Source organism: Pseudoalteromonas sp. J2K-J031 (assembly GCF_058197095.2).
This window is the reverse complement of the sequence record NZ_CM200279.1, coordinates 453,134-479,678: the sequence shown is the minus strand read 5'-3', so window position 1 is coordinate 479,678 and position 26,545 is coordinate 453,134. Positions and strand designations below refer to the sequence as shown.

Annotated in this window: 20 protein-coding genes, 3 rRNA genes and 1 other RNA gene; 9 read left to right on the top strand and 15 right to left on the bottom strand. The window is 41.7% G+C overall.

All coding sequences use genetic code 11. The features are described 5' to 3' along the window. The first annotated feature begins 3 nt into the window (after positions 1–3). Positions 4–2,583, top strand: a complete 2,580-nt coding sequence (locus AC3KZC_RS02240) for a M1 family metallopeptidase (protein WP_490580000.1) — start codon at positions 4–6, stop codon at positions 2,581–2,583. A gap of 78 nt (positions 2,584–2,661) precedes the next feature. Here AC3KZC_RS02240 and AC3KZC_RS02235 read toward each other — a convergent pair whose 3' ends face one another. Next, a complete protein-coding gene (locus AC3KZC_RS02235; protein WP_490579999.1) occupies positions 2,662–3,528 on the bottom strand; it encodes a TolB-like translocation protein in 867 nt (288 codons plus the stop codon). Between the two features lie 118 nt (positions 3,529–3,646). On the opposite strand from AC3KZC_RS02235, the gene AC3KZC_RS02230 reads away from it, so the two are divergent. Then, a complete protein-coding gene (locus AC3KZC_RS02230; RefSeq protein ID WP_490579998.1) occupies positions 3,647–4,546 on the top strand; it encodes a phosphoribulokinase in 900 nt (299 codons plus the stop codon). Between the two features lie 113 nt (positions 4,547–4,659). Here AC3KZC_RS02230 and speD read toward each other — a convergent pair whose 3' ends face one another. The 9 genes from speD to rpe form a co-directional block, all read right to left on the bottom strand. Next, positions 4,660–5,472, bottom strand: a complete 813-nt coding sequence (speD, locus tag AC3KZC_RS02225; RefSeq protein WP_490579997.1) for an adenosylmethionine decarboxylase — start codon at positions 5,470–5,472, stop codon at positions 4,660–4,662. A gap of 105 nt (positions 5,473–5,577) precedes the next feature. Beyond that, complete coding sequence (locus AC3KZC_RS02220) at positions 5,578–5,982, bottom strand: OsmC family protein (protein ID WP_490579996.1); 405 nt, start codon at positions 5,980–5,982, stop codon at positions 5,578–5,580. A 106-nt stretch (positions 5,983–6,088) separates the two neighbouring features. Beyond that, entirely contained in the window at positions 6,089–6,439 is a 351-nt protein-coding gene (locus tag AC3KZC_RS02215) for a DUF3802 family protein (RefSeq protein ID WP_490579995.1), read from the bottom strand. Positions 6,440–6,563: 124 nt separating this feature from the next. After that, positions 6,564–8,030 carry a succinylglutamate-semialdehyde dehydrogenase gene (gene astD / locus AC3KZC_RS02210; RefSeq protein WP_490579994.1) on the bottom strand — a complete coding sequence of 489 codons (1,467 nt, stop codon included), beginning with the start codon at positions 8,028–8,030 and terminating at the stop codon, positions 6,564–6,566. Positions 8,031–8,047: 17 nt separating this feature from the next. Beyond that, on the bottom strand, positions 8,048–9,064 hold the full coding sequence (gene astA / locus AC3KZC_RS02205; protein ID WP_490579993.1) for an arginine N-succinyltransferase: 1,017 nt from the start codon (positions 9,062–9,064) through the stop codon (positions 8,048–8,050). A gap of 75 nt (positions 9,065–9,139) precedes the next feature. After that, entirely contained in the window at positions 9,140–10,348 is a 1,209-nt protein-coding gene (locus AC3KZC_RS02200; protein WP_490579992.1) for an aspartate aminotransferase family protein, read from the bottom strand. Positions 10,349–10,892: 544 nt separating this feature from the next. Then, positions 10,893–11,474: an anthranilate synthase component II gene (locus tag AC3KZC_RS02195; RefSeq protein WP_490579991.1), complete on the bottom strand. Its 582-nt coding sequence runs from the start codon at positions 11,472–11,474 to the stop codon at positions 10,893–10,895. Positions 11,475–11,539: 65 nt separating this feature from the next. Beyond that, the gene (gene trpS, locus AC3KZC_RS02190) at positions 11,540–12,544 is read right to left on the bottom strand and encodes a tryptophan--tRNA ligase (RefSeq protein WP_490579990.1); all 1,005 of its coding nucleotides are present in this window, start codon (positions 12,542–12,544) and stop codon (positions 11,540–11,542) included. 114 nt (positions 12,545–12,658) lie between these two features. Further along, positions 12,659–13,330 carry a ribulose-phosphate 3-epimerase gene (gene rpe / locus AC3KZC_RS02185; RefSeq protein WP_490579989.1) on the bottom strand — a complete coding sequence of 224 codons (672 nt, stop codon included), beginning with the start codon at positions 13,328–13,330 and terminating at the stop codon, positions 12,659–12,661. Between the two features lie 178 nt (positions 13,331–13,508). Between rpe and AC3KZC_RS02180 the strand changes: the two genes are divergently transcribed. After that, positions 13,509–13,820 carry a hypothetical protein gene (locus tag AC3KZC_RS02180; RefSeq protein WP_490579988.1) on the top strand — a complete coding sequence of 104 codons (312 nt, stop codon included), beginning with the start codon at positions 13,509–13,511 and terminating at the stop codon, positions 13,818–13,820. Position 13,821: 1 nt separating this feature from the next. After that, entirely contained in the window at positions 13,822–14,004 is a 183-nt protein-coding gene (locus AC3KZC_RS02175; RefSeq protein ID WP_490579987.1) for a DUF2970 domain-containing protein, read from the top strand. A gap of 380 nt (positions 14,005–14,384) precedes the next feature. Here AC3KZC_RS02175 and rrf read toward each other — a convergent pair. The 3 genes from rrf to AC3KZC_RS02160 all read right to left on the bottom strand — a co-directional run bounded on the left by rrf (position 14,385) and on the right by AC3KZC_RS02160 (position 19,329). Continuing rightward, a 5S ribosomal RNA gene (gene rrf, locus AC3KZC_RS02170) occupies positions 14,385–14,499 on the bottom strand. 130 nt (positions 14,500–14,629) lie between these two features. Further along, positions 14,630–17,516: ribosomal RNA gene (locus AC3KZC_RS02165) — 23S ribosomal RNA — on the bottom strand. Between the two features lie 271 nt (positions 17,517–17,787). Then, positions 17,788–19,329: ribosomal RNA gene (locus AC3KZC_RS02160) — 16S ribosomal RNA — on the bottom strand. Together the 16S, 23S and 5S rRNA genes form the textbook arrangement of a ribosomal RNA operon. Before the next feature lie 647 nt (positions 19,330–19,976). Between AC3KZC_RS02160 and AC3KZC_RS02155 the strand changes: the two genes are divergently transcribed. Further along, a complete protein-coding gene (locus AC3KZC_RS02155) occupies positions 19,977–21,389 on the top strand; it encodes an alanine/glycine:cation symporter family protein (RefSeq protein WP_490579779.1) in 1,413 nt (470 codons plus the stop codon). A gap of 182 nt (positions 21,390–21,571) precedes the next feature. On the opposite strand, the gene rnpB is transcribed toward AC3KZC_RS02155, so the two are convergent. Further along, positions 21,572–21,961, bottom strand: an RNA gene (rnpB, locus tag AC3KZC_RS02150) — RNase P RNA component class A. A gap of 59 nt (positions 21,962–22,020) precedes the next feature. Continuing rightward, a complete protein-coding gene (gene rsmI, locus AC3KZC_RS02145; protein WP_490579780.1) occupies positions 22,021–22,884 on the bottom strand; it encodes a 16S rRNA (cytidine(1402)-2'-O)-methyltransferase in 864 nt (287 codons plus the stop codon). Between the two features lie 60 nt (positions 22,885–22,944). On the opposite strand from rsmI, the gene AC3KZC_RS02140 reads away from it, so the two are divergent. The 4 genes from AC3KZC_RS02140 (at position 22,945) to dolP (ending at position 26,443) form a co-directional block, all read left to right on the top strand. Continuing rightward, positions 22,945–24,840: a penicillin-binding protein activator gene (locus AC3KZC_RS02140; RefSeq protein ID WP_490579781.1), complete on the top strand. Its 1,896-nt coding sequence runs from the start codon at positions 22,945–22,947 to the stop codon at positions 24,838–24,840. Positions 24,841–24,911: 71 nt separating this feature from the next. Continuing rightward, positions 24,912–25,283, top strand: coding sequence for a YraN family protein (locus AC3KZC_RS02135; RefSeq protein WP_490579782.1), 372 nt, complete (start codon positions 24,912–24,914; stop codon positions 25,281–25,283). A gap of 9 nt (positions 25,284–25,292) precedes the next feature. Continuing rightward, positions 25,293–25,880 (top strand): SIS domain-containing protein, encoded by a 588-nt coding sequence (locus AC3KZC_RS02130; RefSeq protein WP_490579783.1) that lies wholly within the window; start codon positions 25,293–25,295, stop codon positions 25,878–25,880. Then, positions 25,880–26,443, top strand: a complete 564-nt coding sequence (dolP, locus tag AC3KZC_RS02125) for a division/outer membrane stress-associated lipid-binding lipoprotein (protein WP_490579784.1) — start codon at positions 25,880–25,882, stop codon at positions 26,441–26,443. Before AC3KZC_RS02130 ends, dolP begins: the two co-directional genes overlap by 1 nt. Positions 26,444–26,545 lie beyond the last annotated feature (102 nt).

Here is a 26,545-nt window from a genome sequence, read left to right as displayed (position 1 = left end):
CGTATGAAAAAGCTCACCCTGAGCGCACTATCTTTGGCAATGGCCTCCGCCAGTATCTGCGCGCACGCCAATGAATATGTCATCGAAAAATTCGCTAAACCAAGCGCTCAAAGCGTCTCGCTAATTTTAGACCCAAACCAAGAACAGTTCTCAGGTTCAACCACTATTACGCTTGAAGTACTAACAAAAACAAACATTATTGAGCTCAATGGTGAGGACTACAATGCAAAGTTAATCAAACTCAATGGTGATGGCCAATGTACAATGACCGCCAATGCGCTCAAGACCGGAAAAGTACAACTTATTTGTGCTCATGAGATTAAACCGGGTAATTATACTTTAACGATTGATTTTGATGCGCCATTTAACAAGCAATCAGTTGGGTTATATAAAACCATTGATCACGGCACCCCGTATTTATTCACTCAATTTGAAATGAGCGACGCGCGCCGCGCTTTTCCCGTTTTTGATGAACCTGAATATAAAATTCCTTTTCAATTAACGATTACCTCGCCAAGCAATCTTAAGGTATTTGCGAATACCGAAGCTATTAAACAAGAAAGTAACAACGGCCAAACAACGCATCACTTTGCAACCACTAAACCGCTACCTTCATACTTAGTTGCCTTTGCGGTCGGTGAATTTGAACAAATCGCCGTCAAAGGAATGCCAATTGAAGGCAATATAATTACGACAAAAGGTAAAATTGCGCTGGCCGACTATGCAGCCAAGCACATGCCTGCGATTTTAAATGCCTTAGAGCAATATTTTGGGATTCCTTATGTTTACTCAAAGCTCGATTCGGTGGCCGTACCTGAGTTTCCATTTGGTGCCATGGAAAATGCAGGGTTAGTTACTTACCGCGAAGATATTTTGCTTATTGATGAAGCCCATGCGAATCAAAATGCCAAACAAAGCTCTGCTTCTGTGATTGCCCACGAATTAGCTCACCAGTGGTATGGCAATTTAGTAACGATGAAATGGTGGAATGACTTATGGCTAAATGAAGCATTCGCCAGTTGGATGGCGGCAAAAGTAACGCACCAACTCTTTCCTGAATTTGAATCTAATTTAAGCCTGCCGCAAAATTATGTGATGGATACTGATGCGCGTTTATCAACCAAACCCATCCGCAAGCCAATTAAAACCGAAGCCGATATTATGGATGGCCTTGGGCTTGCTTATTCAAAAGGCAGCGCCGTGTTATCCATGGTGGAAAATTGGATTGGTGAAGAGGCCTTCAAGCAAGGTATACAAGCTTACATGCAACAATTTGCATTTAAGAACGCCGAAGCCTCGGATCTTTGGACTGCATTGGCAAAAAGCTCAAAACAAGATGTGGCCAGCGTATTAAAATCTTTTATTGAGCAATCGTCTTTCCCATTACTCAATATCACGCAAGACAAAACCAAGCTCACCATCAAACAAACTCGTTTTGTCAATGCGGGGGTTGATGCTCCCGCACAGTTATGGACAGTACCAGTTGCAATAAAATATGGTCGTGGTGATGAAGTAAAAACAGCTAAAATTTTACTTAATAAGCCAAGCCAAACCGTGCAATTAGACTTTGAACCAGAATGGATTTATCCAGATGAAAACGCCATGGGTTACTATCGCTGGGTATTACCAACACCACAATTAAATGCGCTACTAGCTAATGCAGAAAAAGTGCTAACGCCACGTGAAAAACGCGCCTTTATTTCAAGTTCAGACGCCCTATTAAGTGCAGGTTTACTTTCAGGTGGCGACTTATTAAAAACATTAGGTCAATTTATTGATGATGCTCATCCTCGCGTAGTTGGTATGGCACTTGGTTATATTGCGTCACAAAAAGGCGTCTTTATCGATGAAAGTAATGAAGCGTTATGGCAAAAATATATTAGCGCTAAAGCACAAAATGCCATTACCAAATACGGTTTAGTCGCTGCAAAAAATGAAGATCCTTCTATCAGCAAATTACGCCCACAGCTAGTGAGTTTGTTGGCATTTGAAGCTCAAGATCCCGCTATTATCGCAACAGCAAAACAACAAGCACAACGCTACCTTGCCGACAGTACACAAGTCGACCCATATTTAGCTGGCACATATTTAAAAATTGCCGCTTTTAATGGTGATGCTGCGTTATTAAAAGCATATCAAACTGCTTTTGAAACAACCCAAGATCCTGAAAAAAGAACTAATTTATTGGTTAACTTAAGTTATTTCAAATCACCTGCACTTCAAACTGAGGCGCTTAATTACACCTTGGGTGATAAAGTAACCGCTTCGGATATGCGTTATGTGATGGGTGGCAACTTATACAAAAAAGAACGCAAAGCATTATTTCAGCAATGGGTTATGGATAATTACGCGCAAGTGAGTAAAAAGCTGCCGCCATTTGTTCTGCCAAGCTTGCCAAACTATTTAGGCGGTGGTTGTAGCCAAGCTGATTTAGACAAAACAACGGTATTTTTTACACCAAAAGTAGAAGAGGTTGCCGGTTTTGCTCGCTCATTAAGCAAACTAAACGAAAGCGTCACTGACTGTATAAACCTTCGCATTAGAGAAGTAGCCTCTGTAAATAGCTACTTAAAAACGCTGTAATCTAGAACTGAGGTTACTTACTAAAGAGGCCAAATGATTGGCCTCTTTCCTTCATTAAATACATCGCTTGCCCTACGGTTATTCCACCGCTAACTCATCACACACAAAAGCAAATTGATTACCATCCACTGAAAAGTTAAGCCGTGTGATGTTGGTTTGGCAATAAGCCGATAAATCAAGCCATAGCTTCGGAGTGGTTTGAGGCGCTGACCAAGTATAAAGCTTTGATTGCTTTGCAAATACTAATTGCTGCTCTCGCCACGCAAAATAATCAACATCAAGTGGTAACTGCAATAATTTATCAACTTGCCCATTTAATGCATTAAATTGTGTGACCCAATGCGCACCATTCTCGTACAGGCTAAAAGTATAGCGTTCAGTGCTATCACTAAAAGTTAAGGTTCGTCCAATATCGTGGGCAATCACTTTTGTGGTTTCTTTACCTAGTTGCCCAAACTGTAAAGTATGCGGCTCACCTAAAACAAACATCACGAGCTCTTTATCTTTACCCCAAGCGTGATAACCCACTGGTGCGATTGTTTCGAAAAGGCGCTGACGCTCACTCGCATCGGTTAATGAATAAGACCACAATTTTTGCGCCCCATCAGCCTCTACAACAATCATTGACAGTGTAGATGAAGAAGGCATCAGTGTCGGTGAATATTCACTGACATCACTTTGGGTGACGTTTTTAGTGTGATTGGTCAAAAAGTCATAAAACATAATGTCAGTTTGCCAACGTTGATTTTGCTCAAACCTCGCAGTGTAATAAACGCCCTCAGTAGTCAGTAAAGGCTGATTATCATAACCTAATCGCTTCGTGATATTTTCGACGCTTTTTACTTTATTTTGTTTTAAGTCGACAAGAAAAATATCACTCCCCATCGGGCCTGCCGCCCAAGCTGACATACTAATAAGAGCGCTGCATATTATTATTTTTTTCATGATTTCATCAGATTAACTATCCCATTACTTGTTGTATCACAGCCATTATATTCTTAACAAGCTTGACCTTCTGACAACATAGCTTTATAAAAGTCTGACTCACTTTATTGGTAACCTTATGTCCGCTAAACATCCCATTATTGCAATTACAGGTTCTTCTGGTGCTGGCACGACCACTACAACAAATGCAATAAAGCATATTTTTCGTAGCTTAAATATTGAAGCCGCTTTTGTAGAAGGTGATAGCTTCCATCGTTATACTCGGCCCGAAATGGATAAGAAAATTCGTGAAGCGCAGCAAGAAAGCCGTCACATTAGCTATTTTGGTTCTGAAGCGAATGACTTTGGTGCATTAGAAGAACTTTTCATCAGTTATGGTGCTACCGGTACAGGTAAAACACGCCGCTACCTTCACACTTTTGATGAGGCCGTGCCTTACAATCAACTTCCCGGCACATTTACACCGTGGCGACCACTAGAAGAACATACCGACATTCTCTTTTATGAGGGTCTACATGGTGGTGCAGTGGATGAAAATCACGATGTTGCTAAGCATGTTGATTTACTCATTGGCATGGTGCCAATTATCAATTTAGAGTGGATCCAAAAGATGATCCGCGATACCACTGAGCGCGGGCATTCCCGAGAAGCTGTAATGGGCTCTATCGTTCGCAGTATGGATGATTACATTAACCATATCACACCACAATTTTCACGAACCCATATTAATTTTCAGCGGGTGCCAACGGTTGATACGTCTAACCCGTTTAGCGCTAAAGATATTCCATCATTAGATGAAAGCTTTGTTGTGATTCGTTTTCGCGGTATTGAAGATGTTGATTTCCCCTATTACCTGCAAATGATTGATGGCAGCTTTATGTCTCGTCGTAATACGATGGTAGTGCCGGGCGGAAAAATGGGTTTAGCAATGGAATTATTATTACGCCCTTTGATTGAAGATATCATCAATAAAAAGCGGGGATTAGCCAGTTTAGCCCCAAGCGGCTTGCCTATTTAACTCTTACCGTGCCTGAGCAATTAAATAATACAACAATAACCAGCAAAGCTGGCTACTTTAGACAAACTGTAAACCTGACTGAGCAACAAAAAAGCTGCAAAAGCAGCTTTTCTTTAAACTTTAACTGGGTCGGGTAAATTACGACCATAAAAGATTTCTTGCATTTCGCGCGTTAATTTTGCGCGAATTTCATCTTCTTCAGTTTGAGTTAAATCATCGGTTGTCATACCAAACAAATAGGTATTTAAATCCGTTTCTTTTAACATCATTTTAGTGTGAAACAAGTTTTCTTGGTACACATTCACATCAACCATTTGGTAGGCATCACGCGTATCTGCTGTCATGAAATTTTGAATCGAATTAATAGCATGGTCAATGTAATGCTTTTTTCCATTGACATCACGAGTAAATCCACGCACACGATAATCGATAGTCACAATATCCGATTCTAAAGAATGAATTAAGAAGTTTAACGCTTTAAGTGGTGAAATAACGCCACACGTCGACACTTCAATGTCAGCGCGAAACGTACAGATCCCATCATGTGGATGTGATTCAGGATAAGTATGCACACAAATATGGCTTTTATCTAAATGCGCAACCACTGAGTCAGGTAAAGGACCAGGTTTTTCGTCTTGATCAACATCGTTAATAATAGGCTCTTCAGAAACTAAAATTGTGACGCTAGCACCTTGAGGATCATAATCTTGGCGTGCAACATTTAAGATATTTGCACCAATAATATCAACCACTTCACCTAAAATATCAGTTAAGCGATCAGCGTTATATTGTTCGTCAATATACTCAATATACTCTTTACGTTGTTGCTCAGTTTTTGCATAACAAATGTCGTAAATACTGAAGCTTAAGCTCTTAGTTAAATTATTAAAACCATGGAGCTTAAGTTTGGTAAATGGTTCGTTCACGATAAACCACCCTCACTTCTGGCTGAGTAATCTGCACGAAGCAGCATTAAAAAGACTGGGGATTTTATACGAATACACGACCAGTAAAAAGTTTTTTTTCGGCTATTATGCTTCAACCACTTCAAAACTGTGGGTGACATCAACCGTCTTATCTAACATCAGTGCCACAGAGCAATATTTTTCGGCTGATAGTTCAACTGCACGTGCAACATGCGTCTCAGATACGCTATAACCTGTCACGACAAAATGTAAGTTTATTTTTGTAAATACACGAGGGGCTGACTCAGCTCTTTCGCTTGTGAGTTGCACTTCGACGTTGGTAAATTTTTGTTTTGATTTTTGTAAGATACTGACCACATCAACTGAAGAGCAACATCCCGCAGACATTAACACCATTTCCATTGGGCTTGGTGCGGCACTGTCATGGCCTGCATCAAAGACTACGTTGTGCCCTGAAGCAGAACGACCAATAAACGTATCACCGTCAACCCATTTTACATTTGCTTGCATAGCACTCTCCTTATAATTACAAAGCCATTACGGCTAACAGCAGAGTGTATGGATTTGACTTTAGAGTGCAACTAAAAAGCGATATATATCTGGCTGTTGCTATTTTTTAAACATTCAAATCAGCAACCGCCGAATCAAATAAGTTTTTCACCAAACATGCAAACTCATCAATAAATTCTTTTTGTTCAATAGTAATAGGTTGATTAATCACGCCAGAGAGCACTTCTTGTAAATCGTAAACAATACCATCTATTTCACGAACAATAATGCTACGTTGCTCTGTGTCCAAACCTTTATGCTGCTGACAAAAAATCATGATTTGCTCAGCAATATCATCTTCTATAAATGAAATGACCGTAGGTGCACCTGGCGCAACTTGTCCTGGCTTTTCAAATAAAGATAAGTGCTGAGTTAAGTACATGATGAGGTCATCATAACCCTGCGTATTTGTGACCATAAATATTCCTATCTCAATTTGTGGGAGCTTTGCTAGTTATTTAAGCAGAAAGACCCTGTAATTACTAGCAATCAATATAAAACAAAAAAGCAGCCTAAGCTGCTTTTTTATGAATAGTTTAAATCTATAAACTGAGGCCTGGACTTAGATTAAGTGGCAAGCTCACTTGCTCAAGTTCAACAGAAGCAACAGGATATGAACAATAATCTGCAGCATAGAATGCACTTGCTCTGTGATTACCTGATGCACCAATACCACCAAATGGTGCTGCACTTGACGCTCCCGTAATCGGGCGGTTCCAATTGACAATACCGGCACGAATACGGCGCAAAAAGTGTTCATAATCAGCTTGATTATCACTTAATAAACCAGCCGATAAACCAAAACTGGTATCATTGCTTTTTGCAATCGCAGCATCAAAATCAGTAAAGCGGAAAACTTTTAATAATGGGCCAAAATGCTCATCATCTGGAAAGTCAGCCACATCAGTGCAATCAATAATCCCTGGTGTCACAAAACCTGTACCTGCTGTGTGCTTAAGCTCAACTAAGATTTTACCACCTAGCGATACTAGCTGCTGCTGCGCAGCAACCATTGATAATGCCGCTGCCTCAGAAATCATTGATCCCATAAAAGGCTGATCTTCATCATCAAAATGACCAACCTTGATAGCCTCAGTTGCCTCTAAAAGTAATGCTAATATTGCATCACCTTGCTGATCGGCACTTAAAAATAACTTTCGGGCACACGTACAGCGTTGGCCACTTGAAATAAATGCCGATTGAATAATATCGTGAACAGCCGCCTTGGTATCAGCCACATCTTTAACTATCAAAGGGTTATTTCCACCCATTTCAAGTGCTAAAATTTTACCCGGCTGACCGGCAAATTGTTGATGGATAAAATGACCTGTACGAGATGAACCAGTAAAAAATAAGCCATCGATCCCTCGATGTGACGCAAGTGCTTTACCAGTTTCAACCTCGCCTTGTACCAAATTGATAACGCCAGCAGGTAAACCCGCCTGTTGCCAAAGCTTAAGCGTTAATTCAGCAACTAAAGGGGTTAACTCTGAAGGTTTAAATACCACGGTATTTCCTGCTAATAATGCAGGAATAATGTGGCCATTAGGCAAGTGACCAGGAAAATTATAAGGTCCAAAAATAGCAACAACACCATGTGCTTTATGACGAATAAATGCCTTTCCTTGTGGCATTGGGTTTTCAACTGTACCAGTTCGCTCTAAATACGCTTTTTCAGAAATAGCCACTTTGCCTATCATGGCTGCAACTTCAGTACGTGTTTCCCATAATGGCTTACCCGTTTCTAGACCGATTGTTTGCGCTAACTGCTCTTTATTTGCTTCTAACTGCTTTGCGAACTGCTTAACAATGGCTAAACGCTCTACGAAGGTTAAATCAGACCAAACATAATATGCTTCTCGAGCAGCATGAATTGCAATATCTACTTGCGCTGCATCGGCAGCATTGGCTTGCCAAATAACTGCATTTTTTGCCGGATCTAAAGAGCTAAAAAGTGCCCCCTGACCTTCTAGCCATTGGCCATTAATAAATTGAGCTGCATGAGACATTTAGACTCTCCTATAACTTAAAGTGCAGCGACACTGAGCGTATCGCCTGCAACAAGTAATAAAGCATCGGCTATCTCTTGTGAGATAACGATTTCGTTTGAATCAAGTGCGACCTGTAAATCCGCTAAGGTTGCCCTAAAGTCAACCAAGCCATCATTCGATAGCATCATTTGGCGGCCACCTGGGTTTTTGCCGATAACCACTTTTCGCTTTTCCGTGATACGAACTGTGCGGATATTATTCACTTTAGCTTCAACGGTAGGACCTGCATCAAAAATGTCGACATAACCATTAAACGTAAAGCCTTCACTTTTTAATAGTTCGATTGCAGGGCGAGTTTTATCATGCACTTGGCCGATAACAGCCTGAGCTTCTTTACTTAATAAATTGACATAAATCGGGTATTTTGGCATCAATTCAGCAATAAATATTTTCTGGCCTATCCCGGTTAAATAATCAGCCGTTGGAAAATCCATACAAAAGAAATGCTCTTCGAGCCATTGCCAAAAAGGACTACGACCACTGTCATCAGAAATGCCTCGCATTTCAGCAAGCACTGTATCTGCAAAGCGCTGTTGATGTGCTTTAATAAACATAAAACGCATCTTCGATAATAATTTTCCGTTACCATCTTTACGGTATTTATCACGTAAAAACAAAGTACACAGCTCAGTGGCCCCCGTGTAATCATTACACAAAGTTAAAATTTCAACTGCTTTATATACATGTAACGTACGTGATGAGTGGATCACTTTACTTAAATGGTAATGGTAAAATGCATCATCTAATCCGACGGCAGCCTCAATGGCTGCAGTGCCAGCCACTTCCTTGGTTATCGAATCCTCAATAACAAACAAATAACCCTCATCTTCAGGTTGCGATACATTTTTTGCAAATGAGGCTTCTGAACGAGCTATTTTTTTTGTTAATAATTCTTCATTTATCGGTAAAGAGGTAAAACCATGACCCGACTCATCGGCTATTTCTAGCAGAGCGGGAAAATCATCTTTTCGGATTGGGCGAATGATCATCATAAACGCGCTTACTCTTTTAAATTCAGTGACGGTATAAAATGAGCAAGCAGTACATGCTTGCTCATCAAAAAATAATTATTGTGCGTTAACAACTTGAGCTACGGCTTTTTCAAAACGCGCCATACCTTCACGGATATCTGCTTCAGGGATCACTAACGATGGCGCAAAACGCACCACATTTGCTCCAGCAACCAGCGCCATTAAACCTTGCTCAATACTTGCCAACATAAAGTCGCGCGCCTTACCTTGATATTGCTCAGATACAACCGCACCTAGCAATAACCCTTCGCCACGCATTTCTTTAAACACTTGGTACTTATCATTAATTTGGCTAAATAAGTGGCGAAATAACGCTTCTTTTTCTTTTACACCATTTAATACTTCAGGAGTATTCACAGTATCAAAAGCAGCTTCAGCAACAGCACACGCCAATGGATTTCCACCATAGGTTGAACCATGAGTGCCAACTTTTAAATGCTTAGCAATCGCTGTTGTTGTTAACATTGCGCCAATTGGAAAACCACCACCTAATGCTTTTGCTGTGGTTAGAATATCAGGAGTCACACCTAAACCTTGGTATGCATATAAATGACCTGTGCGGCCTACGCCGGTTTGCACTTCATCAAAAATAAGTAATGCATTGTGTTTATCACATAATGCGCGCACGCCTTGAATAAACTCTGCCGTAGGGCTAATTATGCCGCCCTCGCCTTGTAACGGCTCAAGCATAACCGCGCAGGTGTTGTCTGAGATTAACGCTTCAAATGCCGCTAAATCATTGTAGTTACAGTGATCGATATTGCCAGGTTTTGGCCCAAAGCCATCTGAATAAGCTGCTTGACCACCAACCGTAACAGTAAAGAAAGTTCGACCATGGAAGCCTTGATTAAATGCAATAATTTGAGATTTTTGTTCGCCATAATTATCAAGAGCAAAACGACGCGCAAGCTTTAGCGCAGCTTCATTTGCTTCAGCGCCAGAGTTGGCAAAGTACACTTTGTCAGCAAAAGTTGCATCCACTAACTTTTTAGCTAAACGGATAGCTGGCTCATTAGCCATAACATTGGCAACATGCCATAACTTTTCACTTTGAATTTTTAGTGCATTGACTAAGGCAGGATGACAATGACCCAAGCAGTTAACAGCAATACCACCTGCAAAATCTATATATTCATTATCAGCTTGATCCCAAACATGCGAGCCTTGTCCACGGACAGGGATCACTGCAGATGGTGCATAGTTAGGTACCATTACTTCGTCGAATAATTCACGATTTACTGTCATTGTTTTTCCTTTATTTATGAGTACAAACAAGACAGATAACGAAACAGTTAACTATCTGTTGTACAGTTTTAGCACTAAAACGATTACTAATTTGAGTGTCATTATTTCAAAATTTTTGCTGAAAGTCTTGCGACAAACAGCGCTATAAGTCTTTATATACAAAGGATAAGATAATATTTCAATGAATATGAATAAGTATTTATCCCTAGATCAGGGTAAGCCCTAACACAGCACATTACCGCTTGATTTAGCATCATCATTCAAGAATGCATTAATATACCAATAATTTTTTATATTAATTTTGTTAACAAAGTAAATATTCGTGATATTGCAGCAAATTCTATCTTTAATGACCACTTTAGGCCCATATAATAACGAATACAGAAGAATAAAAGCGCTAGAATCCACAAAGTAGCATTAGAAAGAAAGCTAAAATCCTCTTCTGTTTTTCATGCAACGTAAGCCTAAGCTAAAGAGGTCAAGCTTAATCGAATAAATCACGTTTGCAATGTCAGAACCTGAAGAAGATAACTGAGTCTTTTATCTAATAAGCGCGAATAAAATTGGCAAGCAATTCTAGGCCTGACTGCGTCAAAATTGCCTCTGGGTGAAATTGAACCCCTTCAAGTGGTAAAAAACGATGCTTCAATCCCATAATGGCATCAAGCTGACCTTGGGAATCATGCGTCCATGCTGTGATTTCTAATTCTTTAGGTAACGATGCCTGTGCGACAACTAAAGAGTGATACCGACAAACAGTCAAATCATTCGCGAGCCCTTTAAAAACACCTTGATTGTTATGCTCAATCACTGACGTTTTACCATGCATCACCTCTTTAGCACGGATAACATCCCCACCAAGGGCTTGCGCTATGGTTTGATGGCCCAAACAAATGCCTAAAATAGGAAAGGTTTCTTTTAAATGAGTCACCACATCTAACGAAATTCCGGCTTGAGTCGGAGACTTTGGACCTGGAGAAATTACAATATGATCAGGCTTTAATTGAGTAATTGTAGCCAAATCAATTTCATCGTTACGCCTGACCACCACTTCTTGATCAAGACGTTGAAAATATTGCACTAGGTTATAAGTAAATGAATCGTAGTTATCGATCATTAACAACATAAAGTTTGCTCCAAAAAATAAAAAACCAGGCACACTCAGCCTGGTTTTATCTTTACTAAACTCACTTACTGGCGAGGAATAAATCCTACAGCATCATAGACAGCTTTAAGCGTCCTTTCAGCACGCTCACCAGCCTTATCAGCACCACTGCGCATGATTTGATTTAATAAAGCTTGATCGTTACGAATTTCTTTAAAACGCGCCTGAATTGGCTCAATCATAGATACCACAGCATCAGCTGTATCTTTTTTCAAGTGACCATACATTTTACCTTCATAATCAGACACCAAGTCTGCAATTGAACGTTTTGTTGCCACAGAAAGTAAAGTCAATAAGTTTGATACACCCGCTTTTTCTTGTGGATCAAAATAAATACGAACTTGCTCGTCTGAATCAGTCACTGCTTTTTTTAATTTCTTTTCAATCTGTTTTGGCTCGTCTAATAACATAATGTAACCATTTGGGTTTTCATCTGATTTAGACATTTTTTTACTTGGATCTTGCAAGCTCATAACGCGAGCACCAAGTTGAGGAATATAAGGTTCTGGAATTTTAAACACATCACCATATAAATTATTAAAGCGATTTGCTATGTCACGTGTTAATTCCAAATGCTGCTTTTGATCTTCACCCACAGGGACTTGATCAGCCTGATAAAGTAAAATATCAGCCGCTTGTAATACCGGATAGCTATACAAACCAACATTGATGTTATTGACATTTTTAGCAGATTTATCTTTAAACTGCGTCATGCGGTTTAATTCGCCCATTTGCGCATAACAGTTTAAAACCCAGCTTAGCTGGGCATGTTCTGGTACTTGAGATTGAACAAATAAAGCTGATTTGTCAGGATCGATACCACAAGCAGCATAAAGTGCAATACCATCAAGTACACGTTGCCTTAGCATCTCAGGTTCTTGGCGAACCGTAATCGCATGTAAATCAACTAACATGAAGAAACAATCATGATCTTGTTGCAACGTAAGCCACTGGTTGATTGCACCAATATAATTACCAATCGTCATTCCACCAGTTGGTTGAATACCACTTAATACAACAGGTTTAGTCATGTTATTCCTTCTTTATTAAAAATAGCACCTCACTAGACTTAGGAGGTCAACAATATAATTTTCAGCTACGCAATTTTAATCGCTTAAAAGCACAGAGAAAAGTGAAACTCTTATTTATTTCACCAAAGCGAGCTGTGCCCGCATTTTGTCTATCACTTCTTTGTAATCAGGTTGATTAAAAATGGCTGAACCAGCCACAAACATATCAGCACCAGCTTCGGCAATCTCTTTAATATTATCAACATTCACACCGCCATCGACTTCTAATCGAATGTCTCGACCTGACGTCTTAATTAATGCCTTTACTTGACGTAATTTTTCTAAAGTATGAGGGATAAAACTTTGCCCACCAAATCCAGGGTTCACAGACATAAGTAAAATAACATCTAACCTATCCATAACATGCTCTAAATGAGATAAAGACGTTGCAGGATTTAGCACTAAACCAGCTTGGCAGCCGTGATCTTTAATGAGCTGTAAAGTACGGTCAACATGCTCACTGGCCTCAGGATGAAAAGTTATAATGCTCGCGCCCGCTTTTGCGAACATAGGCACAATGGCATCTACAGGCTTAACCATTAAATGAACATCAATAGGAGCTGTAATACCGTATTTACGAAGCGCTTGGCATACCATAGGGCCGATAGTTAGGTTTGGCACATAATGGTTGTCCATTACATCGAAATGCACAACATCAGCACCAGCAGCTAACACAGCCTCAACGTCTTGACCGAGCCTTGCAAAATCTGCAGATAAAATAGATGGCGCAATTAAAAATTTTGACATAGTCACCTCTCTTCGAACGGGTTACTAATGTAACCTATTTATTTAAAACTTTCACCTTTACAAATAGTTAACAATCAATTAATCTAATTTAACCTACTAATATTGTTTACTATATCCTTGTCTTTTTAGGCATCTTTGATTAAGCTTTAGGCAAATTTATGCTTAAAAGGTTTTAGCTATGACAATAAAAGGAATTAAACGAGCAGCTTTCGCCTCTTCTGTTGTTTTATTTTCTGCTTCAACTTTTTCATTCCTTACATCTTCATCAACTCAAGATGTTAGTTGTGCTTGTCCAAGTAACTACGAAAATGCTTACACATACAACCGCGCTATTGCACAATGTCGTTTAAATACTGATTCGAATAAAAGTTGGTTTGCCTGGCTAAAAGGTGATAGCCGAAGTGCACAATTTCATTATTTGGATTTATTAGAGCTACTAAGTGATTCAGATCAAGAACACTCAACAACACAATACGTACCTGTAAAGTAACTTGAAGCAATTAACTTCTATCTTACAAAGTATTTTTGCTGGTTTATTCGGCATCCAATCAGAAACAAAAAGAAAGCATGACTTTCAAAATACCTCACCACTTTCAATAATTATTGCAGCTGTTTTAGCACTCATATTATTTGTTAGCTGTATTTATTTTCTTGTACAACTCGTCATTGCTTAATCTAATAATACCTCTGAAAAATTTGTAACCATTTCATTCTTTTATGTGTTTATCGCCCACCTAGTTAAGAGATTTAGTAATGTATTGATTTAATCTATATAAAAATCCAGCAATTCTCCTGTTGGAGATTTACAGAGATAACAAGGCTAGTTTACACGTCAATAGCGGGCCTATTGCAAGTAAACTCAACGTAGTTATGGTTGAAAATAGCTATTGGAAATAGATTTATTAACCAGAGTTCAGGTTAATAACAATGTTTCATCTGCTTTTTTAAATAAAAACATACAATGTAATTTAAAAATGTAACTTAACTCTGATAATTTAAAACGCACATAGCAAAAAACCCGCTGCATTGCTGCAACGGGTTTCTCTTATTAGGAGCCTGGCGATGTCCTACTCTCACATGGGTAACCCCACACTACCATCGGCGCTGTTTCGTTTCACTACTGAGTTCGGAATGGGATCAGGTGGGTCCAAAACGCTATTGTCACCAAGCAAAATTTGGTTCGTTAATCACGCTCGCAATTAACTAAAATTCGGAAGGCTGATATTCAATTCGTCTACTTCAGTGCTATCTAACTTCTTGCTATTCATCAGTGCTTCATACAAACCACTTTGGCGTTGTATGGTTAAGCCTCACGGGTAATTAGTATTGGTTAGCTTAACGCCTCACAGCGCTTCCACACCCAACCTATCAACGTTGTAGTCTCCAACGGCCCTTCAGAGAGCTTATAGCTCTAGTGAGAACTCATCTCGAGGCTCGCTTCGCGCTTAGATGCTTTCAGCGCTTATCGATTCCGAACGTAGCTACCGGGCAGTGCCATTGGCATGACAACCCGAACACCAGCGGTTCGTTCACTCCGGTCCTCTCGTACTAGGAGCAACCCCTCTCAATTCTCAAACGCCCACGGCAGATAGGGACCGAACTGTCTCACGACGTTCTAAACCCAGCTCGCGTACCACTTTAAATGGCGAACAGCCATACCCTTGGGACCGACTTCAGCCCCAGGATGTGATGAGCCGACATCGAGGTGCCAAACACCGCCGTCGATATGAACTCTTGGGCGGTATCAGCCTGTTATCCCCGGAGTACCTTTTATCCGTTGAGCGATGGCCCTTCCATTCAGAACCACCGGATCACTATGACCTACTTTCGTACCTGCTCGACTTGTCCGTCTCGCAGTTAAGCTTGCTTCTACCATTACACTAACCGTACGATGTCCGACCGTACTTAGCAAACCTTCGTGCTCCTCCGTTACTCTTTAGGAGGAGACCGCCCCAGTCAAACTACCCACCAGGCACTGTCCGCAATCCCGATTAGGGACCTACGTTAGAACATCAAAACTACAAGGGTGGTATTTCAAGGACGACTCCACAAGAACTAGCGTTCCTGCTTCTAAGTCTCCCACCTATCCTACACATGTAGGTTCAATGTTCAGTGCCAAGCTATAGTAAAGGTTCACGGGGTCTTTCCGTCTAGCCGCGGGTATACGGCATCTTCACCGCAAATTCAATTTCACTGAGTCTCGGGTGGAGACAGCGTGGCCATGATTACGCCATTCGTGCAGGTCGGAACTTACCCGACAAGGAATTTCGCTACCTTAGGACCGTTATAGTTACGGCCGCCGTTTACCGGGGCTTCGATCAAGAGCTTCGCGTTGCCGCTAACCCCATCAATTAACCTTCCGGCACCGGGCAGGCGTCACACCGTATACGTCATCTTGCGATTTTGCACAGTGCTGTGTTTTTAATAAACAGTTCCAGCCACCTGGTTACTGTGACTGCCAACAGCTCCGGGAGCAAGTCCCTTCACCGTCAGCAGCGTACCTTCTCCCGAAGTTACGGTACTATTTTGCCTAGTTCCTTCACCCGAGTTCTCTCAAGCGCCTTAGTATTCTCTACCTGACCACCTGTGTCGGTTTGGGGTACGATTCCACATGAACTGAAGCTTAGAGGATTTTCCTGGAAGTATGGCATCAACAACTTCACTACCGTAGTAGCTCGTCTCGTATCTCAGTCTTAAGGAAACCCGGATTTACCTAAGTCTCCAACCTACTTACTTTCACATGGACAACCAACGCCATGCCTGCCTAGCCTGCTCCGTCTCCCCATCGCATTCATGTCGAGTACGGGAATATTAACCCGTTTCCCATCGACTACGCGTTTCCGCCTCGCCTTAGGGGTCGACTCACCCTACCCTGATTAACATGGGATAGGAACCCTTGGTCTTCCGGCGTGGGAGTTTTTCACTCCCATTATCGTTACTTATGTCAGCATTCGCACTTCTGATACCTCCAGCAACCCTCTCGAATCACCTTCAACGGCTTACAGAACGCTCCCCTACCCCGCATACAAAGTACGCAGGCGCATCTTCGGTGGTATGTTTAGCCCCGTTACATCTTCCGCGCAGACCGACTCGACCAGTGAGCTATTACGCTTTCTTTAAAGGATGGCTGCTTCTAAGCCAACCTCCTGGCTGTCTGGGCCTTTCCACATCGTTTCCCACTTAACATACACTTTGGGACCTTAGATGGCGCTCTGGGTTGTTTCCCTCTTCACGACGGACGTTAGCACCCGCCGTGTGTCTCCCGGATAGTACTTTACGGTATTCGGAGTTTGCAAAGGGTTGGTAAGTCGGGATGACCCCCTAGCCTTAACAGTGCTCTACCCCCGTAAGTATTCGTCCGAGGCTCTACCTAAATAGATTTCGGGGAGAACCAGCTATCTCCCGGTTTGATTAGCCTTTCACTCCTAGCCACAAGTCATCCCCTAACTTTTCAACGTTAGTGGGTTCGGTCCTCCAGTTGATGTTACTCAACCTTCAACCTGCCCATGGCTAGATCACCGGGTTTCGGGTCTATACCTTGCAACTATACGCCCAGTTAAGACTCGGTTTCCCTACGGCTCCCCTAATTGGTTAACCTCGCTACAAAATATAAGTCGCTGACCCATTATACAAAAGGTACGCAGTCACACCACGAAGGTGCTCCTACTGCTTGTACGTACACGGTTTCAGGTTCTATTTCACTCCCCTCACAGGGGTTCTTTTCGCCTTTCCCTCACGGTACTGGTTCACTATCGGTCAGTTGGGAGTATTTAGCCTTGGAGGATGGTCCCCCCATATTCAGTCAAGATAACACGTGTCCCGACCTACTCGATTTCATTTACTATAGATTTTCATGTACGGGGCTATCACCCTGTGCCGCTGTCCTTTCCAGAACATTCCACTAATCACAAATAAACTTAAGGGCTGCTCCGGTTTCGCTCGCCGCTACTTCCGGAATCTCGGTTGATTTCTTTTCCTACGGGTACTTAGATGTTTCAGTTCTCCGCGTTCGCCTCATATGGCTATGTATTCACCATATGATACCTATAAATAGGTGGGTTTCCCCATTCGGAAATCCTAGTCTCAAGCGCTTTTTACTAGCTTGACTAGGCTTATCGCAAGTTAATACGTCCTTCATCGCCTCCAACTGCCAAGGCATCCACCGTGTACGCTTAGTCACTTAACCATACAACCCAAAATAGTTTGAGTTATACATAAAGGACTGATTTAAACTTCGCCAGAAGTTAAATATTGAATACTAAAGTAGACACCAATCACATCTTTCGATGCAAATGGCATAATTTTACTTTTGAAAACTCTTTCAAATCTTTCGATTCAAAGAATTTTTTCTATCAGCTTTCCAAATTTTTAAAGAGCAATATTAATTAAACAGCCTAAGCCATTTAACTAACAATCATCTGTGTGGACACTACGAACAAATCAGTTCTAAATCGTGATAAGGAGGTGATCCAGCCCCAGGTTCCCCTAGGGCTACCTTGTTACGACTTCACCCCAGTCATGAATCACACCGTGGTAACCGCCCTCCCGAAGGTTAAGCTAGCTACTTCTGGTGCAACCCACTCCCATGGTGTGACGGGCGGTGTGTACAAGGCCCGGGAACGTATTCACCGCAACATTCTGATTTGCGATTACTAGCGATTCCGACTTCATGGAGTCGAGTTGCAGACTCCAATCCGGACTACGACGAGCTTTAAGGGATTCGCTCACTGTCGCCAGCTTGCTGCCCTCTGTACTCGCCATTGTAGCACGTGTGTAGCCCTACACGTAAGGGCCATGATGACTTGACGTCGTCCCCACCTTCCTCCGGTTTATCACCGGCAGTCTCCTTAGAGTTCCCGACATTACTCGCTGGCAACTAAGGATAGGGGTTGCGCTCGTTGCGGGACTTAACCCAACATCTCACAACACGAGCTGACGACAGCCATGCAGCACCTGTCTCAGAGTTCCCGAAGGCACAAAGCTATCTCTAGCGATTTCTCTGGATGTCAAGTGTAGGTAAGGTTCTTCGCGTTGCATCGAATTAAACCACATGCTCCACCGCTTGTGCGGGCCCCCGTCAATTCATTTGAGTTTTAACCTTGCGGCCGTACTCCCCAGGCGGTCTACTTAATGCGTTAGCTTTGAAAAAGTTGTCCGAGGACCCCAGCTTCTAGTAGACATCGTTTACGGCGTGGACTACCAGGGTATCTAATCCTGTTTGCTCCCCACGCTTTCGTACATGAGCGTCAGTGTTGACCCAGGTGGCTGCCTTCGCCATCGGTATTCCTTCAGATCTCTACGCATTTCACCGCTACACCTGAAATTCTACCACCCTCTATCACACTCTAGTTGACCAGTTCGAAATGCAGTTCCCAGGTTGAGCCCGGGGCTTTCACATCTCGCTTAATCAACCGCCTGCGTACGCTTTACGCCCAGTAATTCCGATTAACGCTCGCACCCTCCGTATTACCGCGGCTGCTGGCACGGAGTTAGCCGGTGCTTCTTCTGTCAGTAACGTCACAGATATGCTCTATTAAAACACACCCTTTCCTCCTGACTGAAAGTGCTTTACAACCCGAAGGCCTTCTTCACACACGCGGCATGGCTGCATCAGGCTTTCGCCCATTGTGCAATATTCCCCACTGCTGCCTCCCGTAGGAGTCTGGACCGTGTCTCAGTTCCAGTGTGGCTGATCATCCTCTCAAACCAGCTAGGGATCGTCGCCTTGGTGAGCCATTACCTCACCAACTAGCTAATCCCACTTGGGCCAATCTTTAGGCGTGAGGCCCGAAGGTCCCCCACTTTGGTCCGTAGACATCATGCGGTATTAGCAGTCGTTTCCAACTGTTGTCCCCCACCTAAAGGCATGTTCCCAAGCATTACTCACCCGTCCGCCGCTCGCCACCTCAGGAGTAAACTCCCTTGTGCTGCCGCTCGACTTGCATGTGTTAGGCCTGCCGCCAGCGTTCAATCTGAGCCATGATCAAACTCTTCAATTAAAAGTTTTTTTGAACCTTGCGGTTCAGCTCAATGAATTCTGATTTTTGTTTCCACAATTCTTAATAAAAAGAGAAAGTGAAATCAAATTGACTGTATAGTCACTCAGTTACATTTGAGACTCTAAATTTTTTGCTTTATTCAAAACCTAAGTTTCGAACTAAGCTGTTAGAACTCAACCTGTACGAGTGCCCACACAGATGATTGCTTAAATTGTTAAAGAACGTTGCAGCGCTAACTCTAGGAGCTTGCTGCGAAGTGGAGCGCCATAATAAACGTTTCACTTTCCAAGTCAACACTTAATTTTAAATTTCTTTCAAAACCAAACTAAGTTTTATTTAACTCTGTGAGTCGACTCTTGCCTCGCTAAGCGTTGCTGTCTGCCGTCTCAGTGGGGTCGCATTATAGGGCGGCGAACTTTTTTGGCAAGCGTTTTTTTGCATAAATTTACGATTTATTTCACTTAGTTAGTCATACAGACTTAACACCACCTTACCCTCAACTTACTCACAAAAAGCTGTGGATAAGTAAATGAGATAGCCCATTTGAAATGGTCAGACCGTTAGCTTTTCGCACTGATGTCTTTATTATGATAGATTAGCGCACCGTTTTTAAGCGCTACTTACTCTTTATATAAGGTATCTTCTTTATGATTGAATTCATAAATAGCTTTAGTGATTTACTGTGGGGCCAAATCTTAGTTTATCTTTTGGTGTCTGCAGGTTTGTACTTTACGATCCGCTTGGGATTTATTCAATTCACACAATTCCCACACATGATTAAAGTGATGTTCAATAGCAGGCAGAATTCGAAAGATGGTATTTCATCATTCCAAGCATTTTGTACCTCACTAGCAGCACGAGTAGGTACTGGTAATATGGCTGGTGTTGCTGTGGCACTTTATTTAGGTGGCCCTGGCGCTATTTTTTGGATGTGGCTTATTGCGTTAATAGGTATGGCAACAAGTTTTGCCGAAAGTACCCTAGCCCAAGCTTATAAAACACGTGACGACGAAGGTAATTTTCGTGGCGGCCCTGCTTATTATATGGAAATAGGTCTTGGCAAACGCTGGATGGGCGTGATCTTCTCACTCTGTCTAATTTTAGCATTTGGGCTCGTATTCAATGCTGTGCAATCAAATTCAATTGCTGCAGCATTTGAAGTAGCCTTTGATTTACCTAAACACTACGTTGGTGTTGCTTTAGTTATTGGCTCTGCTTTTATTATCTTTGGCGGTATTAAGACTATCTCGCGTTTTGCTGAAGCTGTGGTTCCTGCCATGGCTGGTGTTTATCTTTTGGTGGCACTTTATGTCGTTGCTATTAATATTACCGCTTTACCCGATATTGCAGTGCTTATTTTTAAATCGGCATTTGGACTTGAACAAGCAGGCGCTGGCGCTATTGGCTACGGTATTATGCAAGCGATGATCCAAGGAATTAAACGCGGTCTATTTTCAAACGAGGCTGGTATGGGTAGCGCAGCCAATGCCGCAGCTACGGCAACACCAAATCCTCCGCACCCAGCATCTCAAGGTTATGTACAAATGTTGGGCGTCTTTGTCGATACAATCGTCATTTGTACTGCAACTGCGGCAATTATTTTATTATCAGGTCAGTTAGAGCCAAATTCAGGCTTAACCGGAATTGCTCTCACTCAAGCCGCACTTGTCTCTCAAGTTGGCCCGTGGGGGGCGTACTTTATTGCAATCGCTATTTTATTCTTTGCTTTTACATCTATTGTTGCTAATTACTCTTACGCAGAAACCAATTTAATGTTTTTAGAACATAACCACGCAAAAGGCATGTTTGTCTTTCGAATTTTGGTGTTAGGTATGGTGATGTTTGGAGCTGTGAGTGAGCTAGGGTTAATTTGGACACTGGCAGATATTTCAATGGGCCTAATGGCGATTGTAAATATCATCGCACTCTTTATGTTATCAGGCGTAGTGATATGGCTTAGTAAAGATTATCAAAATCAATTAAAAGCAGGCAAAATACCAACGTTTGATCGCAAAGCGCATCCTAAATTAGATAGCGAAATTCCAAAAGACATTTGGTAATTCATTATTGAGTTTATCTGAATAATAAAAAGCCATGTTGAGGCAATTCACATGGCTTTTTATTTTGCCTATGTGATGACCCATACATCACGCTTCAATTAAGCATTATGATAATAATGATTTTTAGAATTCTAAAATGTAAAAAGCCGCTTGTTTAAAATTAAACAAGCGGCTTTTTTAATGGTGTGAGTCAGCCAATAAGCCGGGTTCTGTGCTTTCCGAAGAAAGTGATAATCATTCGTCTAGGCCTAAAATCGCTCTTAGGCTCAAGCAACCTACCCGGTTCTCACGTGGGCCACGCGTTCATTATTTAAAATGATAGAACCCTATTTGGTCTTGCTCCGAGTGGAGTTTACCGTGCCACGAACTGTTACCAGCCGCGCGGTGCGCTCTTACCGCACCCTTTCACCCTTACCTGATCCTTACAAGAAGGCCATCGGCGGTTTGCTCTCTGTTGCACTAGTCGTAGGCTCGCGCCCCCCAGTCGTTAACTGGCACTCTGCCCTGTGGAGCCCGGACTTTCCTCCCCCTGATCATTTTCGTCACAGGCAGCGATTATCTCAGCCAACTCGGGCGGCATTATACGCAAATCAGCACTAACTTACAGCTTTATTTCTCGCACCGAGAGCTTTTACTCTTCGTCTTTATCGGCAAGCACTGCTTTATAGAGTGCATTCTTTTTAATACCAAAATAGTCAGCTACGATCCCACATGCTTTTTTCATCGGCATTTCGGCTTCAAGCAGGCTTAACATGCGCCGTGCATCCGCAGGAATTTCTTCCGGTTGTTTTTCTTTACCTGGCAGCATCAGCACAATTTCACCGCGCTGGCGGGTAGGATCGTCTGTTAAAAATTCTCTAAGTGCCACAACAGTACCGCTAAAAAATGTTTCAAAGGTCTTAGTGAGTTCTTTTGCAAGTACTACGTGTTGCTCAGACCCTAAGACAGCTTCAATATCATCTAGGCTTGCCATGATTCGATGAGTACTTTCATAAATAATGCTGGTCATGCCGCTTTCATAAGCAGATAAGAAAAAGTCTTGTCTAGCTTTGCTTTTAGCTGGGCTAAAACCCAAAAACTGAAAACGATCCGTTGGCAATCCAGAACAGCTCACCGCAGCTATCGCAGCGCATGCACCTGGTACCGGAGTTACTTTAGCACCTTGCTCACGGCACAAGCTCACGACTGAATAGCCCGGGTCACTAATTAATGGCGTACCCGCGTCTGAAACCAAAGCTACATTTAAACCTTCGTTTAGCCAATCAACAATCTGTTGTGCCTTTTGCTTTTCATTATGGTCGTGCAAAGCAAACGTTTTAGCCTTGATTGATAAATGACTCAGCAGTTTTCCGGTATGGCGAGTATCTTCGGCAGCAATCAAATCAACACTTGAAAGCGTTGCTATTGCGCGCTGACTAATATCATCTAAATTACCTATCGGGGTTGCTACCACATACAAGGTACCAATTTTGTTCGATTTATCCCCATTTAACATTGAGGTCTCCTACATCAGTCAGTAATATACACACATCGCGTTACTAGTTGAGAAAACTCTGTGCAACTTAAACATTCTAGCTTCATTTTGTTATTTTCCTTGTTATCGGCATGTAGTACAACCGACAAAACAGCAATTGCTCCACAAATGGTAGAAAAACCAACAAATAACGTCGTAAAAAAACAATATGATGCGCAAGCTCTCTATGAAAACACACAATTAAAGCGTGGTGTTGATAAAATCCAACTTTTATATGCTGCAAGAGATAAAGCGATTGATGAGCAAGAGTGGGCATTACTTGAAAGTATTAGTAATGATCTAATCCAAAATCAAAGTGCAGATCGTACTCAAAATACTTTATATTTAGCATTAGCACAATTTAAGCAGCGCCATTATGCCTCTGCATTAAGTTTGTTAGATGAGCAAAAAGATAAAATGACAAGCCCAATTCATTTTTATTGGCATCAATATATTTCAGGGCAAATTTATGCTGCTCAATCATTGACATTAAAAGCACTGCCATTTTTATTTCGCGCATCTGAAGCCGCTGAAAAACATCAAATCCCAGCTCAACCTCTCAACAATTTTATTTGGCAACAAATAACACAGCTGCCGGCTTTTACCTTACAGTCCCTACAAGAAGGCTCAAATATTCAGCAGGGTTGGGTAAACTTAGCTTCATATAGTCAATTGTATGTTGGGAATCCGATCGCGCTTCATAGTGCAATGAATAATTGGCAACGACGCTATCCCCATCATCCTGCTAGTTTTGCACTGCCAGAAAAAATGCAAAACTTACTAGAGATAGAACCCTTTTCAGCGAAAAAGTTAGCTGTATTGCTACCTTTAAAAGATGAAAAAAACCGACGTAATACAGAAGCAATCAGTAACGGCATTTTAGCTGCAACCAAATTTAACCAAAGTAACGAAGTTCACTTTATTGATTCTGAACAAACCAGTGAGGAGTTAAAACTGCAACTCGCTCAATTACAGCCTGATTTCATTGTTGGACCATTATTACGCGAAAATATTACTCGTCTTGAAAAGGATGGGGTTTTAACTGACTATCCAGTTATTTTTCTAAATAGCTCGGAACAACCACAAGCGGCATTTGAGCACTTCTATTTTGCGCTCTCTCCTGAGCATGAAATTAATCAAGCGATTGAACATTTTTTAACTGAACCTTATAAGAAACCGTTAATATTAGCACCGCAAAATCGCTCAGGAACTCGGCTAATTGAATATTTTCAAGCTCAATGGCAGCAATATTCAAGTATAAAACCGGAGGTTGCCTTATACAGCAGTACACAAGACTTACAACAGCAAGTGCGCCAATTACTTGAAGTCGATAAAAGCCAACAACGGATCAGCGCAATAAACTTAATGTTTAAGGATAAATTACACAGCGAGCCACGTTCTCGCCGTGACTTTGATGTGATTTATATCATTGCTGATGCAGTAAAAACCCGTTTACTCAAACCCTATTTTGATGTCAGCATCAGTACCTTTGCCGATCAAGTGCCTATCTATGCGATGTCGCGCAGCCATAGCCCGCAAGTCGATAAGTCCGATAAACGTGATCTGCAAGGGCTTTATTTTACTGATATGCCTTGGATGCTTCCAAACACCCGCACTGCGGCTGAACTGCGAACACAATTTGACTTATTGTGGGAAGATCACAACGACTTGCAGCAACAACTCTTTGCGATGGGCTACGATGCTGTGAAACTGATTCCAGAACTTCGTCAACTGAATGCATTATCAGGCAAAGGCATTCAAGGATTAACTGGACGACTGACGGTAGCTGATACTGGTGTAATTGAACGACAATTGCAGTGGGCACAATACCAAAAAGAGGCAATCATTAGTGTTGAGCGAGCACAACAAAAACCGACACCGCTCTTTATGCTCGACCAACTGCCAGATCCTGCTCAGTTTTCATCTGGGGCGCAGTAAAAAGCATGAGATCTCGATAACACCTCATTTTTGCGACTATGCTTGAATAAAACAGTAAGCAGGTCGTAAGGATGAACTGGTTTAGTCATGTATTTATTAATACTCGAGAAAAAGGGCAGTATTACGAACTTCAGGCAGAAAAATACCTAATTTCACAAGGGCTAACCCCAATAAGCCGAAATTTCTGGTGTAAATTAGGTGAAATTGATTTAATTATGCAAGAGCGTGAGACATGGGTGTTTATTGAAGTTAAATATCGTAAAAGTCAACGCTATGGTGGGGCGAATGTTGCGTTTACGTACCAGAAAAAACAAAGGCTACAACGAGCGATTGAACATTACATCCAATTAAATCAATTGCAGAATTCACCGTTAAGAGTCGACTTTATGGCAATAAATGGGCAAAATCCCTACCAATTTAATTGGTTCAAAAATGTCCTGTGAGTTACCAAGATGCAAGAAATAGTCAAAGAAATTTATACCGAAAGTATTCAAGCACAAATAGCTGCTGGTGAAGTACTACCGGGCGCATTGGAAACTGCGGCATTTACTGTGGCGCAAAGCCTAATTAATGGCAATAAATTATTATGCTGTGGTGCATCAAGCAGTCAAATGCTTGCCGATCACATGGCAAACCTATTAGTTAATTTTTATGAAACAGAGCGACCATGCTTACCCGCAATTGCTCTTAATCCCGTGTTAACACATTTGAGTAGTTATGCGGAGCAAAACGATAGCGATGCGTTTGCTCGTCAAGTGCGAGCGTTCGCACAACAAGGTGATTTACTCATGGTTTTCTCGATTAATGGCAACGAAAAATCAGTTATTTCTGCAATCGAAGCAGCACTAACTAAAGATATGAGAGTCATAGCTTTGGTTGGTGACGATGGTGGTGAGCTTTCAGGATTATTAGGCCCTAATGATGTTGAAATTCGAGTGCCTTCTAAACGCCCAAGCCGCATTGTAGAATCACATTTATTTAATATTCACTGCCTGAGTGAATTAATTGATATGACACTATTTCCACAGGATGAACATTAATGATTAAAAAAGTTGCTCTACTTGTTAGTATTTTAGCATTACAAGGCTGCGCTGCAGCGATTGTAGCAGGCACCGCTGGCGCGGTTTCAGCTGCAACCGATCGCCGCACCATTGGTAGTCAAATTGATGATAACAACATCGAAATAAAATCGATGCTAGAAATAAAAGCACAAGATGATTTAGCTAAACATGCCAACATCAGCGTCGTCAGTTTAAATGGGGTTGTATTACTGTTAGGCCAAACTCCCACTGAAGAAATGCGCGTTTCTGCAGAACGAGCACTCAAAAACGTTATTGGTATTACAAAAATTCATAACCAAATTAGGATTGGTAACAATACTGGCATTACCACGCGTACGCATGATTCGTGGTTAACGTCTAAAGTTAAAACTCAGCTTTTAACTGAAGAAACAATTAGCGCTAACGATATTAAGGTTGTCACCGAAAATGGTGAAGTCTTCTTAATGGGCTTAGTATCACGACATGAAGCAAATATTGCCGTTGACCTCGCTCGCAACGTGTCTGGTGTTGTCAAAGTAATTAAAGTGTTCGAGTATTTATAATGCTCACTAGTAGCGCTAAATAATTATTTAGCGCTACTTATTATCCTCTCTAAATCATTACTGTGTTCTTTTTTGGTTTTCTTTGTTTTACTTAGCTGTGTT

Excerpts from the sequence above, each read along its gene's own strand:
- AC3KZC_RS02195 (WP_490579991.1), bottom strand. The coding sequence starts at position 11,474 with ATGTTGTTAATGATCGATAACTACGATTCATTTACTTATAACCTAGTG.
- astD (WP_490579994.1), bottom strand. The coding sequence starts at position 8,030 with ATGTCTCATGCAGCTCAATTTATTAATGGCCAATGGCTAGAAGGTCAG.
- AC3KZC_RS02240 (WP_490580000.1), top strand. The coding sequence starts at position 4 with ATGAAAAAGCTCACCCTGAGCGCACTATCTTTGGCAATGGCCTCCGCC.
- AC3KZC_RS02200 (WP_490579992.1), bottom strand. The coding sequence starts at position 10,348 with ATGACAGTAAATCGTGAATTATTCGACGAAGTAATGGTACCTAACTAT.
- rsmI (WP_490579780.1), bottom strand. The coding sequence starts at position 22,884 with ATGTTAAATGGGGATAAATCGAACAAAATTGGTACCTTGTATGTGGTA.
- trpS (WP_490579990.1), bottom strand. The coding sequence starts at position 12,544 with ATGACTAAACCTGTTGTATTAAGTGGTATTCAACCAACTGGTGGAATG.
- dolP (WP_490579784.1), top strand. The coding sequence starts at position 25,880 with ATGATTAAAAAAGTTGCTCTACTTGTTAGTATTTTAGCATTACAAGGC.
- AC3KZC_RS02180 (WP_490579988.1), top strand. The coding sequence starts at position 13,509 with ATGACAATAAAAGGAATTAAACGAGCAGCTTTCGCCTCTTCTGTTGTT.
- AC3KZC_RS02220 (WP_490579996.1), bottom strand. The coding sequence starts at position 5,982 with ATGCAAGCAAATGTAAAATGGGTTGACGGTGATACGTTTATTGGTCGT.
- AC3KZC_RS02230 (WP_490579998.1), top strand. The coding sequence starts at position 3,647 with ATGTCCGCTAAACATCCCATTATTGCAATTACAGGTTCTTCTGGTGCT.
- AC3KZC_RS02155 (WP_490579779.1), top strand. The coding sequence starts at position 19,977 with ATGATTGAATTCATAAATAGCTTTAGTGATTTACTGTGGGGCCAAATC.
- AC3KZC_RS02130 (WP_490579783.1), top strand. The coding sequence starts at position 25,293 with ATGCAAGAAATAGTCAAAGAAATTTATACCGAAAGTATTCAAGCACAA.
- AC3KZC_RS02215 (WP_490579995.1), bottom strand. The coding sequence starts at position 6,439 with ATGGTCACAAATACGCAGGGTTATGATGACCTCATCATGTACTTAACT.
- AC3KZC_RS02235 (WP_490579999.1), bottom strand. The coding sequence starts at position 3,528 with ATGAAAAAAATAATAATATGCAGCGCTCTTATTAGTATGTCAGCTTGG.
- AC3KZC_RS02135 (WP_490579782.1), top strand. The coding sequence starts at position 24,912 with ATGAACTGGTTTAGTCATGTATTTATTAATACTCGAGAAAAAGGGCAG.
- rpe (WP_490579989.1), bottom strand. The coding sequence starts at position 13,330 with ATGTCAAAATTTTTAATTGCGCCATCTATTTTATCTGCAGATTTTGCA.
- astA (WP_490579993.1), bottom strand. The coding sequence starts at position 9,064 with ATGATGATCATTCGCCCAATCCGAAAAGATGATTTTCCCGCTCTGCTA.